The following is a 12,786-nucleotide window of genomic DNA, read 5'->3' on the forward strand; positions in this document are numbered from 1 at the left end:
CTTTATTTTTAATTCACCCACACTATACTTCCAGTTGGCACATTTCTGTAAATGTATTTTGCATCGCTCAAAGAGACCCTGATGCAACCATGGCTAATTCTTTGTATTATGGAATTATTGATAATTTCATCTTTTTGGTCTATTGGAACAGAATGTATCATATAATTACCAGAATACACCAATCCATACATTGCTCCCGCCCTATATCGTGTATTATAAAATTTATAAACTTTGGCTTTACTTTTGAAATAACCTCTCAATGTAGGGGTATATTCAGCCCCTGCAGAGCAATCAATTGTTCTGATAAGAACATACGCATTATTTTCTTTTTTCATCAAATAAATTGATAGTCTTGCCAAGTCAACCCATATAAAATAATTTGATTTTTCATTTTTTACTCGTGAATTCATAAATTTTTCAACTTCTTCTTTTGTTAGTGGGTTAAGAAAAACTTTCCTTTGCGGTAAAATGGTCAAATATCTTGATGGTACCCATAATTTAGAATTCCTATATTTTACAAGGCAAATACCATCTACTTCGCTTAATACTTCAATTATCTGATCTTTTGGGATGAGATTTTTATACTGAAGTTTTGTTTTTGCATAGGTTATATAAGGTTTTATATAGTAAAATATATTCCCGTCCTTAGGAAGGGTTTCAGCAAGATAATATTTTGTTCCTTCAACAATTATATAAATTCCAAATTCATCAATACCAAATTGATTTGATGTAAACTTCAATTTACTTTGAGTTTTTAATGGAAGGCTTTTTAGCATTTTTAAAAATCTAAGGTTGTCAATTCTGAAGAATTTGTTGTCTACTTTAAATTCGTCAAAAGATAAGTTTTCATTTTTTGATATTCTATTAATAATTTCATTTACCTCTGTGCTTGAGAGTCTTTTGTTTGGATAGATATAAAAGCGTTGGTCGTAGGGATTAATTTCAGGTGTTAATAACCCCAAATCTAATAAACGAAGAATAGATTCTTGAAAACTTACAGGGGTAGAAAATATATCAGCAACAATGTATTTAAATCTTTCGTGATTAACAGGAAAGTCTCTTTTTAATGACATAATGTAGTCCTCAATAAATTTGTTCCATCGAGGATCTAATTTTACATTTACATTGTATTCTTTTCCCAAAAATGAAGTTTTGAAATTCTGAATTTTCGCAACCTTAAGGATTTTGTCTTCTAAAAAATAACAGTAAACTTGATCATTGGCAGTATAAAGTTGGTTTAACACGACGTTCTCAGTATCCTGATATGTATTTTGGTATACACTTTGATATACTTTATTGAAAATGGTTGAAGGAAGGTTATTTGATTTATCAATAATTGGAAAGACTTTTTTTATGTAATCTACCGATAGTGTTTTTGTATTTTCCCTGAGCGCAACTTTGTACTTTTGTGGATTTTTATTTATGAAATCCCTTACCAATTTCATATAGTCATCTTGTGTTCGCGCTTTGGTATATGGATTCCAAACAAAGACATATTTTTTGTGGCCATCTTTGTATATTTTTTCTATTACCACGAAGTTATAATACAGAAGTGCTATTTCGGTCGGAATTTTTTTTGTTATAAACCCTTTTCCAGTTTGTCTGTAATAGTCCCAACAGGATAATATGTTAGTTTTAGCTGGCAATAATTTCTGTTTTAAAGACTCTAAATTTTGTATTGTATGCCACAGAATATATGAAGCTTGAGCTTTTGTGATAATAGATTTTTTGTTCAAGTTTGCAGGAAGAACTTTTAATAATTTTGCTTTGCTCAAGGGATCTTGTGAGTGGTTAATTATCTTGAGAGCTACAAAAACCTTTTGAACAAATTCTTCTGCAGTCACATATTTTACTTTTGGTACAGCACCCTGTGAAATAGTTGAGTTAAATATTGTAAATAAACAGCAGAGCATGAGAACAATTAATTTTGAGTAAGTGTTTTTGCTAAAGTTTAATAGATTTTCTTTCATCTTCGGTATTACGTACCCCTTTTCTTTAAAGTCTTAGTAAATTATTCAGAAGAGTTTTTTATAATAAATAATATCTGACAATATGGAAAATTGCAATATATTACTAATATGAAGCTAATATAATAAGATTGGTTCCAATCTTTTAGCCATATAAACTTTCTAATGGCACGTGGTGAAGACATATTTACCACCTAATTTATTACAGAATAGAGAATAAAAAGTTCCTACTTTCTTTAATAAGTCTTCAAGAAGTAAAGTAGGGAACTGAAACACATGGGAGGAGACCAGAGTTTTAGAATCTATGAATTTTTCAAATGGTGTCCTCCCATTCATACCTTTACCATTATGAGGTCTAAAAAAGTTCCACGTATCCTGCCACCTTTGAGCTCGTTGAATAAAGTCATCTTTGTTTTTACATCTTTCGGCATGAATCATTAAAAAATATTCGTCATCTGCTCTATGTGAATTTTCAATTACCCCCATAAGATGTTTTGCTCTTGGTGGAATAGGATTTAGTTCTACACCCAAAATAGAAAACATCTCATTCCACTCCTTTAGCTTTCTTTCACTTCCTCCGCAAAATTCTTCTCCATTGTCCAATCGGATTTTTATTGGGTTTCTTACATTATGCGTTCTTAGCCATAAAGCCACCAAGGATATAAACATAAAGCCAAAAGCAGATGAAAGTTCATAGGAGTAGGCTGTAAATCTTGCTCTTGTTGCAATGTCTATCATGTTCCACTCATAGCAAGGTAAATTGTGTTTTTTCATATGTTCATATACCTCTTCAGGAAGACTGTCTTTATCTAAAAGATGTTTTGTATCAAGTTGAAATTCAGAAAATGGAATGAGGGCTTCATAATCGTACAAACTTCTTTCACCCTTTTTTGTCTTTCTTGATTTTTTTGGTATAGCATTTCTTTTGAGAATAGACTTTATTGTATTTTCGCTTATTTTAATACCATATTTTCTGAGCAGGTAAAGAGACAAACGTCTGTATCTGAAGCCAGTTCTTTTAGATTCCTCGATAATGAGATTTTCAAGTTCAGTAGAAAGTTTTCTGGGGCAAGTTTTAGGTTTTCTTGATTTATCCTCAAGGGGACCATATATTGCTCTTCTGACAGTATGTCTTGATACACCTAATATTTTAGCAGTTCTTGATACGTTTTTGTTATTATTTTCAAACACTTTTCGGATTAATTCCCTTGCTTTTTCGGGAGATATTTTTCTCATTTCATGATATGATATAATATTCATAGTAGGCTGTCCTCCCATCCTGGTAGTTTTTTGATTTTTCTTTTGAATGGGAGATTACACTTTTTAATTATATCAAACAGGATGGAGGCAGCCTCAATTCTTTTTATGAGTTTCTCCTCACTATTTTCGCACATTCTTTCGCTGTGGTAAATATCTCTACACCTATTCGAGTATAAAACTTTCTTAGTGTAAAATATTTATAGGACATTGGATGGAAAAAAGCTCCCTCCTCTTGGTAGAAGAGAAAAAATGAAGTAGAATATAATGATGAAAAAATAAAAAAAGAAAAAGGAAAAACAAACCAAAGGAGGGAGCAAAATGACTGAAAATATTGTATCAAAAATAGAAGAACTTTTAAAGACTTTTGAGGAAGGATTAGAGAAGATAGTGAAAAGGGAGAAGGATTTAGCGGAATATTCAATTGAACTTAAGAAGCAGTTAGACCTGATAGGCAAGGAGATGATAAAGGAAGCATGTGAACTTATAGATGAATCATTGAAAGAAAACGAAGAGAGGAAGAAGAGGTATGAAGTTGTGAGGAGAGACAAGAGGGGTTTAAAGACAATATTTGGTGATATTGAATATGAGAGAACATATTACAAAGATAAGGAAGGCAAAGGATATGTTTATTTAGTTGATATAGTTTTAGGGATAGAGAGATATCAAAGGATAGACAATGCGGTAAAGGGAGCGATAATAGAGAGAGTAGTAGACATGTCATATGAGAAGGCAGCAAAGGAAGTATTAGGGGAGGATAGGATTAGTAGACAAAGTGTAATGAATATTTTGAAAGGGATAGATAGTAAAGAATTAGATGAAATCCAGCATAGCAAGAGTGTAAAAGGAGAGAAGAAAGTTGTAAAAGAGCTTTATATCGAGGCGGATGAAGACCATATTTCATTACAGAATGGGAAGAAAGAGATAGCGAAGCTTGCTTACATAAATACGGGATATAAGGAAGAGAAGGGCGTTGTTATTAGGAAGGAATTAAAGGATTTGCATTATTTTAGCAGTGTAAAAGAGGATGCAGATGATTTTTGGGCAAAAGTGGGTAAGTATATTGAAGAGAATTTTGAAGTTGAGAAGATAGAAAACATATATCTTTTAGGAGATGGAGCTAATTGGATAAAGAAGGGATTAGAGTGGATAGATGGAGCGGAATTTGTATTAGATAAGTTTCACTTAACGAAGGAGATAATGAAAATAGCAGGAGGGGATAGAAAATTATTTAATGAGATTTTGAAAGCATTAAGAGAGAAGGATAGAGAGGGATTTGAGGCATTAGTAAAAGAAAAGATGGAGGAGGTAAAAGAAGATGAGTTAGCTAAGAGGAGGATAAAGAAGGGAAGGAGATACATACTTTCGCACTGGGATAATATAGTATTAGAAGCAGCGAATGTTAATATAAAGGGATGTAGTGCAGAAGGGCATGTAAGTCATGTATTAGCAGAGAGGATGAGTTCAAGACCAAGAGGATGGAGCGAAGATATAGCGGAGACCATGGTAAAGTTATTGAGTTTAAAATATAATGGTTTTGAACTTATGAATGTATATTTAGAGAAGATAAAAGCCAAGAAGTCAGAAAGGCAAGAAGTTAAAGAAATAGCAAAAGGAATTATAAAGAACGGGAAAAGAGTACGAAAAGGTACGGAAAAGTGGAATAATATACCAGTTATAGCAAATGGTAAAGTTAACCAGTTACGAAGAGCATTAAAGTCTTTGATTAGTTGTAGCTTCTATAATGCAGGTATATTCTGATAAAAATTTTTTCCTACAAACTCTTGACACTATCTAAAAAGTAGAAAAGACTTCAACCAGGATCTTAAAAATGCTATTCTAAGTGAAAAAGCAAAGTTTTTCGACCAAATAGTGCTTGTTGGAGGGAAAAAATTAAAGACAAAAAATGCATTAATTACTGTTTCTCAAAGTAAAATGGAAGCATGCACCAAAAAATTCTTAAAAGAAAATATTAAAAAGTTATTTAGCGTAGCAAATATATTTGGAAGATTAGTAGGAGATAGTGTAAATGTAGTATTGGGAGATAAAGGAGATGTGACTGGGAGTCTGGATGTTGTAACTGATCTCTTAGATCTTGTAAGTGATGATTTGCTTGAAATGATACCTATAAATCCTGTTAAATATAACTTTTATATTGATGAAAATGACTATAAAACTAAGAAAATAATTATTACTTACAATGGTAATTTTACAACATTGCAAATAACCCTTGATAACATCAAATTTGGGAAAGATGTTTTATTCCCTAACCCTCCAAAAGAAGCTTTAAAAAAAGCCGAAAAAATTTCCTTTAAAAGTTACCTCAATCCAATTGGGTTTAATATTGGCTATTGGGATGGTGCAATTCCAGTTTATAATTACTTAATTGTAAATCAAATGCTTGCAGAATTAGACATGAATGGAAGTAATTTTGGATACTAAAATAACAATCAACTTGAATTAATAAGAATTATTAACGATTCTTAAAAAAGACAATATACAATCCTATACTCTCTTAATAAACTTTTTTTAAGGCCTGAAGGTAACCAAAAAATATCAAATGAACGATTACGAGATAATAAGAATAAAAAAATAAAGTTGTAAGCGATAGACTTTTTAAGTTTGTGAAACTTTTTGACAGTAAGTTTGAAACAATTTAAGGTTTAATGTGATGAACGAGAACAAAAAGCAAGAGAAAAGATGTAGCAGGCAAAAGAAAATCAGAGAACAAAGAAATATGGTCAAATGTTAGGAAGGTAATCAGAACCGATGTGCGATTTAGGGTAAGAAATAGTTTGCCTAATGACAATTTGTTTTTTGTAGAGGTTTTGAGAATTGTTGAGAGTGATTGAGTAAATTTAGCATTATCTTTAGCGGAATTTTGGCGCGTGGTTAGTTGAATACTTTTACAAAATACAAAAAATTAAGAAATAGAGGGAGTATTACTATGTTGGACTTATTGCAAAGGACAATAATTGAAGGAAGGTTGTCTTGCTATGTGAAGAAAACTAAGGAGTTTAATCCATATGAAAAATCAGATGTTTACGATTGGGAGTTTAAAAAGGAGATAAACCGATACATTTTTAAAGATTCTTATCGTGGATTTAATCCCTATGCAGGGGTTGAAATAATAATTGAGAAAGACAGTAATAAAGTAGTATGGATATGTGATTATGTTGGTTATGTTTTGGATAAATGTCCAATTGGTGCAAATCAAGTATATGATTTTTTAAAAGAAGCTAGGGCTAAGCATTTAGTGGAATGCAAGGATAATCTATTTAAGGATTTTACATACGAAAAAGAATTATTAAAATATAAATCGATATTTGAACTTAAAGCAACGGGAGTATTGGAAAAAACTGATATTTATTATGATAAAGAATTAATTGCCCAACACATTGCATCTGGAATTGTGAAAATATGAGGATGGATTTTTATGAAAATAAAAATTGTTAAATAGAAGATATAGTTATTGAAGGTAAAAATAGTTATATAAGAGATAAAAAAATATCCCCACAGTCATAAGATATTATAGTGCAAAAACATAACAACCACAAGTTATGCATATTAAGAGCAGGGGTTACTCACTCCCCCTGCTTTTGATTTGTCAGGTTATTTAGTTATTGACTTTTTACTTACATATATTTAAAATTAAAAGCTATCTTCAAACTTATAAAAGGAGGCAGCAAAAAACCTAAAAATGCTAACCCAAAGAGACGACATCCGAAACATTGCTATAATTGCCCATGTTGACCATGGTAAAACAACCCTTGTAGATAGCATGCTAAAACAAAGTGGAATATTCCGCGAAAATCAAGTGGTTGAAGAAAGAGTTTTAGATTCAAACCAGCTTGAAAGAGAAAAAGGAATTACCATAATGGCAAAAAACACAGCCATTATGTACAAAGGAATAAAAATAAATATAATAGACACACCGGGGCATGCAGACTTTGGAAGTGAAGTTGAAAGGTCGCTTGTCATGGCAGATGGTGTGCTTCTGGTTGTAGATGCTTATGAAGGTCCAATGCCCCAGACAAAGTTTGTTTTAAGAAAAGCCCTTCAGCTTAAACTCAAGCCAATCGTTGTTATAAATAAAATTGACAGGCCTTTTGCAAGGCCTTATGAAGTTTTGGATAAGGTGTTAGACTTGTTTATTGAACTTGGAGCAGATGAAGACCAGCTTGACTTTCCATATGTTTTTGCATCAGCAAAAGAAGGCATTGCAAAGTTTGATTTAGAAGATGAAAGTCACAATTTAGAGCCACTTTTTGAAATGATTATAAACAATATTCCAGCACCAACAGGTGAAATTGATGCACCTTTTCAAATGATAGTGACATCAATCGACTATGACAACTACTTGGGAAGGATTGCAATTGGTAAGGTTGTAAGAGGCAGTGTAAAACTCAATCAGCAGGTTGCAGTTTGTACAAAACAAGATGGAGTTTTGCAAAAGACAAGGGTTACGAAGCTGTATCAGTTTGAAGGTTTAAAAAGGGTAGAATGTAGCGAAGCAAAGCTTGGTGATATTGTTGCAATTGCCGGAATAGATGGTATCAACATTGGGCAGACAGTGGCAGATGCAGAAAATCCAGAACCTTTGGAATTTATCAAGATTGATGAGCCAACGATCTCCATGATATTTTCAACAAACGACTCACCTTTTGCAGGAAAAGAAGGTGAGTATGTAACATCAAGGCACTTACGAGAGCGCCTTTTCAAAGAACTTGAGAGAAACGTGGGTTTGAAAGTTGAGGAGACCAATTCACCCGATTCATTTAAGGTGTCAGGAAGAGGGGAGCTTCACCTTGCAATCTTAATTGAGACTATGAGAAGAGAGGGCTATGAGTTTCAGGTTTCAAAGCCGCAGGTTATAACAAAGATTGTAAATGGTGAGCTTTATGAGCCGTATGAATATTTGATAATTGATGTTCCAGAAGAATTTATGGGCACTGTCATGGAAAAATTGGGTCCGCGAAGAGCACAACTTCAAAATATGACTATCTTAAACGATGGATTTATGCGTCTTGAGTTTATAATACCTGCAAGAGGGCTTATAGGTTTTAGTTCTGAGTTTTTGACAGATACCAAGGGCAATGGCATTATGAACCATGTGTTTTATGACTATATGCCATATGCTGGTGACATTCCTGAAAGAAACAGAGGAGCACTCATAGCATTCGAAACTGGTGAAGCTGTGACATATGGTCTTTACAATGCCCAGGAGAGAGGTCGGCTTTTCATTGGCCCAGGAACTCAGGTGTATGAAGGTATGATTGTTGGTGAAAGTTCGCGCCCAGAAGATATTGTTGTCAATGTTTGCAAGAAAAAACACTTGACAAACATGCGCTCAGCAACGGCTGATGAAGCTTTGCGTTTAACTCCACCTCTGCAGCTTTCGCTTGAGGAGTGTATAGAATTTCTGGCAGAGGATGAGCTTTTAGAAGTGACACCAAAGAGCTTAAGGCTTAGGAAAAAGATTTTAAATCATGAGATGAGAAAGAAGATGGAAGCAAGAGCCAAAAAAGAGGAAAAGGAGCCTGTTTATTGACGGCTCTTTTTCTTTTTTAGTTTTTCATTGTGGTATAATATTAGCATAAAAATCAAAAGAAAAGTTTTGAGGTAAATAGTACTATGAGATTATGGCAAAAAAGTTTTAAATATTATTTGGTTGTATTACTCTTCTTAGTCTTAATGGTTTCACTTATTTATGTATTCTTCAAACCTCAAAAAGAAAAAGTAATCGAAGCTATGGTTGAGATTCCACAAAATACATCCACAAAAGATGTTGCTATGATTTTAAAGAAAAATGGAATTATTGAAAACCCATACTTTTTTATGTTTTACGTCAAACTCAACAACTATAAAATAGCAGCAGGAAAATACAAACTTTCATCTGATATGACATATAGAGAGCTTTGCAAAGTTCTTGAAAAAGGTTTTGTTCCAAAAGTTGCTATTAAGTTTACTATTCCAGAAGGATTTACGGTCCAGCAAATTGCCAAAAAACTTCAAAGTCTTGGACTTGTAGATGAAAACAAGTTTTTGGAAACTGCTAATAGTTACGACTTTAATTTTAAGTATAAATACAGTTCGAAAGAAGTAAAGTATAAGCTTGAAGGGTTTTTGTTTCCAGATACATATGAAGTATATCCCGGCGCTTCTGAAAAGGATATTATAAAAATGATGCTAAATAGATTTTTAGAAGTATATGAAAACATAAAAATTAAAAAGACAACAAATTTAGATGATATTCAAACAGTTATACTTGCTTCAATTGTTGAAAAAGAGGCAAAAAAAGATAGCGAAAGAGGGATTATTGCTGGTGTGTTTTCAAACAGGCTACAAAGAGGCATAAAACTTGAAAGCTGTGCAACGGTAGAATATGTGTTGCCTGTTCACAAAGAGGTTCTTTCTTTGCAGGATGTTAGAATAGAATCTCCGTACAATACATACCTAAAAAAAGGACTGCCGCCTTCTGCTATCTGCAGCCCTGGCAGAAAAAGTCTTCTTGCAGCTTTAGCTCCTGAAAAAACAGATTATCTATTTTTTGTTGCCAAAAAGGATGGAACTCATATATTTTCAAAGACATTTGAAGACCATTTGAGGGCTCAAAAACAAATAGAAGAAGGGAAAAAATAAAAATGGATATATCACAGGACATTTTAAACCAGTTTATAAGAAGTAAGCTTACAAATTTGGACCCAAGACTTTCTAAGATTGAAAAGGAGGCTCAAAAGAAAAATATACCAATAGTTTCAAAAGAGGTATCGCGGCTTTTAACAATACTTACAATGCTGAAAAAACCAAAGAGAATATTGGAGATTGGCACTGCAGTGGGATTTTCAACGCTGTCCATGCACCTTGGCTGTCCTGAAGCAAAGATTATTACAATAGAGATGGACTTTGACATGGTCATGGAGGCTAAGAAAAATATAAAAGAGTTTGGTGCACAGGACAAAATAGTTGTTATTGGTGGTGAGGCGGAAGAGGTTTTAGAGGCAATTGAAGGTGAGTTTGACATGATATTTTTTGATGCCGCAAAAGCTCAGTACATTGATTATTTCAACCTTACCAAGGAGAGGATGGCTAAAAATTGCCTCCTTATATGTGACAACGTGCTTTTTAAGGGAATGGTTGTGGGAAGAAGATATCTTAAAAGAAGGATGATAACAATTGCAAAAAGAATGAACAAGTTCATAAAAATGATAGAAGATGACCCTGACTTTGTAATGACACTTCTTCCCATCAGCGACGGGGTCTTGATAGCCGTAAGAAAGTAGAAGAAAAGTTTGTGGAGGTTTTTAAGAAGATGAAGATAAAAAAGCCTGAACTTGTTGCACCTGCGGGCGATTTGGAAAAGCTCAAAACTGCAATTTTGTACGGGGCAGACAGTGTATATATTGGCGGCAGGGAATTTGGACTTAGAAAATATGCGGGCAATTTTGATTTTGATGAGATGAAAGAAGGCATTGATTTTGCACACAAACATGGCAAAAAGGTGTATCTTACAGCTAACATATTTGCAAGGAATGAAGATATTAAGAAAATAGATGAATTTTTTGACATTATAAAAAGCTTTGAATTTGACGGAATAATTGTGTCCGACCCAGGGATATTCGTGAAAGCTAAAAAGCTTGGAATACCAATTCATATAAGCACTCAGGCAAATACAACAAACTATGAATCTGCTCGTTTTTGGCATCAGCTTGGAGCAAAGAGGATTGTACTTGCAAGGGAGTTGTCTTTGGATGAAATCAGAGAAATAAGAGAAAATGTTCCAGATATACTTGAGCTTGAGGCTTTTGTTCATGGAGCGGTCTGCATTTCATATTCAGGCAGGTGTTTTCTAAGTGCGTATATGACATACAGAGACGCAAACAGAGGCGAGTGTGCTCATCCGTGCAGGTATAAATATTATGTCATGGAAGAAAAAAGACCAGGCCAGTATTTTGAGGTATTTGAAGATGTTGATGGCACGTATATTTTTAACTCGAAAGACCTTTGCATGGTTGAGCACATTGACAAGCTTGCTTTTGCAGGTATTGACGCTTTTAAGATTGAAGGAAGGATGAAAAGTAGTTTCTACGTTGCGACAGTTGTAAGTGTGTACAGAAAAGCAATTGACAAGTTTATAAAAGACCCTGAACATTTTGAACCTGAAAAAGAGTGGCTTGAAGAAATTGCAAAGTGTTCTCACAGAAGTTACACAACGAACTTTTATTTTGGAAAGCCAGATCATGACGACTATAGATTTGAGTCAAGCAAATATGTCAGGGAATATGAATTTGTGGGAATTGTCAAAGAGGTATTGAATGACGGCTGGGCTGTGGTTGAGCAAAGAAATAGGTTTTTCAAAGGAGATACTGTTGAGGTTATACTTCCAAACGGAAAATATTTTATACAAAAACTTAATGAAATATACGACTTAGAAAACAATCCTTTAGATGTTGTTCCTCATGCCCAGCAGCTTACAAAAATAAAATTTGACAGACCTGTTGTAGAGTTTGCAATGCTAAGAAAGAAGGTGGAAAATTAAAAATTAATGGTGGACATGCAACAAAATGGGGGAATGAGCATAAACTATATGCTGACCTTAAAAAATGTGGCGGGGAATAAGAAAAATGTTTTACATCGAAAATCAAAGCTCATTCCCCCAACCGATGTCTCCTGAAGAAGAAGAAATGTATCTGAACAAGATGAGGGAAGGCTGCAAAGAGGCGCGAAATATTCTCATTGAAAAAAATCTGCGTCTTGTTGCGCATATAGCAAAAAAATACACATTTTCATTCCCAAATTTAACAGATGATATCATTTCTGTTGGGACAATTGGCCTTATAAAAGCAATTGAGACTTATTCTTCAGCTAAGTGCACAAAGCTTTCTACATATGCAGCAAAATGTATCGAGAACGAGATACTGATGTATCTTAGGCAGAACAAAAAATTTTTGTCTCAGCTTTCACTTGAAAATCCAATTGGTAGTGACAAAGACGGAAATGAGATAACGCTCATGGACGTTATGCAAAATGACCAGGAAGATATAGACGAGCAGGTTGATTTAAAAATCCAGATAAAAAATCTTTTGAAAAAGCTTGACAAAATTTTAAAAGGTCGCGAAAAAAAGATCATTGAGCTCAGATACGGGCTTAAAAATGGCATAGAAAGAACACAGATGGAGGTTGCAAACTTGCTTGGTATTTCCCGCTCATACGTTTCACGAATAGAAAAAAAGGCACTTCAAAAGCTCTATGGGGAACTTCAAAAGTTATGTGATGGTATATAAAATGGTCGGGATGACAGGACTTGAACCTGCGACCTCCTGGTCCCGAACCAAGTAGTTATTTGAATAAATGAAAGAAAAAGAAAAACCACCATAAAGGTGGTTTTTTAAAATTATGAGGGATGCTTTTCTAACTCTTCAAGGTATTTTTGAATAATAGTCAACACAAAATTACTCAAAGTCCTGTTTTCTTTGTTGGCCATCTCTTGAAGCTTTTCTCTCAATTCTCTTGGCATTGTTACAAGTACACGAGTATTTTTCTTTGACACAGCCATTCAATC

The 12,786-nt window shown here is 33.7% G+C and carries 11 protein-coding genes and 1 pseudogene; 8 read left to right on the top strand and 4 right to left on the bottom strand.

What is annotated here, in order from left to right; translation table 11 throughout:
• Positions 1–8 precede the first annotated feature (8 nt).
• Positions 9–1,970, bottom strand: coding sequence for a L,D-transpeptidase (locus tag ATHE_RS03610; RefSeq protein ID WP_015907283.1), 1,962 nt, complete (start codon positions 1,968–1,970; stop codon positions 9–11).
• 159 nt (positions 1,971–2,129) lie between these two features.
• Positions 2,130–3,227 carry an IS481-like element ISCbe2 family transposase gene (locus ATHE_RS03615; protein WP_015907284.1) on the bottom strand — a complete coding sequence of 366 codons (1,098 nt, stop codon included), beginning with the start codon at positions 3,225–3,227 and terminating at the stop codon, positions 2,130–2,132.
• A gap of 318 nt (positions 3,228–3,545) precedes the next feature.
• Between ATHE_RS03615 and ATHE_RS03620 the strand changes: the two genes are divergently transcribed.
• Positions 3,546–4,985, top strand: a complete 1,440-nt coding sequence (locus ATHE_RS03620; protein ID WP_015906731.1) for an ISLre2-like element ISCbe4 family transposase — start codon at positions 3,546–3,548, stop codon at positions 4,983–4,985.
• A 111-nt stretch (positions 4,986–5,096) separates the two neighbouring features.
• Positions 5,097–5,666: a hypothetical protein gene (locus ATHE_RS03625; protein ID WP_015907285.1), complete on the top strand. Its 570-nt coding sequence runs from the start codon at positions 5,097–5,099 to the stop codon at positions 5,664–5,666.
• Between the two features lie 161 nt (positions 5,667–5,827).
• Here ATHE_RS03625 and ATHE_RS14945 read toward each other — a convergent pair.
• A pseudogene (locus ATHE_RS14945) lies at positions 5,828–6,061 on the bottom strand (ISNCY family transposase); the annotation flags it as partial.
• A 110-nt stretch (positions 6,062–6,171) separates the two neighbouring features.
• Here ATHE_RS14945 and ATHE_RS03630 point away from each other — a divergent pair.
• The 6 genes from ATHE_RS03630 to sigK all read left to right on the top strand — a co-directional run bounded on the left by ATHE_RS03630 (position 6,172) and on the right by sigK (position 12,508).
• Complete coding sequence (locus ATHE_RS03630; protein ID WP_011916452.1) at positions 6,172–6,648, top strand: DUF5680 domain-containing protein; 477 nt, start codon at positions 6,172–6,174, stop codon at positions 6,646–6,648.
• Between the two features lie 276 nt (positions 6,649–6,924).
• The gene (typA, locus tag ATHE_RS03635) at positions 6,925–8,775 is read left to right on the top strand and encodes a translational GTPase TypA (RefSeq protein ID WP_015907286.1); all 1,851 of its coding nucleotides are present in this window, start codon (positions 6,925–6,927) and stop codon (positions 8,773–8,775) included.
• Positions 8,776–8,858: 83 nt separating this feature from the next.
• The gene (mltG, locus tag ATHE_RS03640) at positions 8,859–9,866 is read left to right on the top strand and encodes an endolytic transglycosylase MltG (protein ID WP_015907287.1); all 1,008 of its coding nucleotides are present in this window, start codon (positions 8,859–8,861) and stop codon (positions 9,864–9,866) included.
• A 2-nt stretch (positions 9,867–9,868) separates the two neighbouring features.
• Positions 9,869–10,507 (top strand): O-methyltransferase, encoded by a 639-nt coding sequence (locus tag ATHE_RS03645; protein ID WP_015907288.1) that lies wholly within the window; start codon positions 9,869–9,871, stop codon positions 10,505–10,507.
• Positions 10,508–10,536: 29 nt separating this feature from the next.
• A complete protein-coding gene (locus ATHE_RS03650) occupies positions 10,537–11,763 on the top strand; it encodes a peptidase U32 family protein (RefSeq protein WP_015907289.1) in 1,227 nt (408 codons plus the stop codon).
• Positions 11,764–11,848: 85 nt separating this feature from the next.
• Positions 11,849–12,508, top strand: coding sequence for an RNA polymerase sporulation sigma factor SigK (sigK, locus tag ATHE_RS03655; protein WP_015907290.1), 660 nt, complete (start codon positions 11,849–11,851; stop codon positions 12,506–12,508).
• A gap of 110 nt (positions 12,509–12,618) precedes the next feature.
• On the opposite strand, the gene ATHE_RS03660 is transcribed toward sigK, so the two are convergent.
• Positions 12,619–12,780, bottom strand: coding sequence for a ribbon-helix-helix domain-containing protein (locus ATHE_RS03660; protein WP_015907291.1), 162 nt, complete (start codon positions 12,778–12,780; stop codon positions 12,619–12,621).
• Positions 12,781–12,786: the final 6 nt, after the last annotated feature.

It is taken from the genome of Caldicellulosiruptor bescii DSM 6725, assembly GCF_000022325.1.
Classification (GTDB): domain Bacteria; phylum Bacillota; class Thermoanaerobacteria; order Caldicellulosiruptorales; family Caldicellulosiruptoraceae; genus Caldicellulosiruptor; species Caldicellulosiruptor bescii.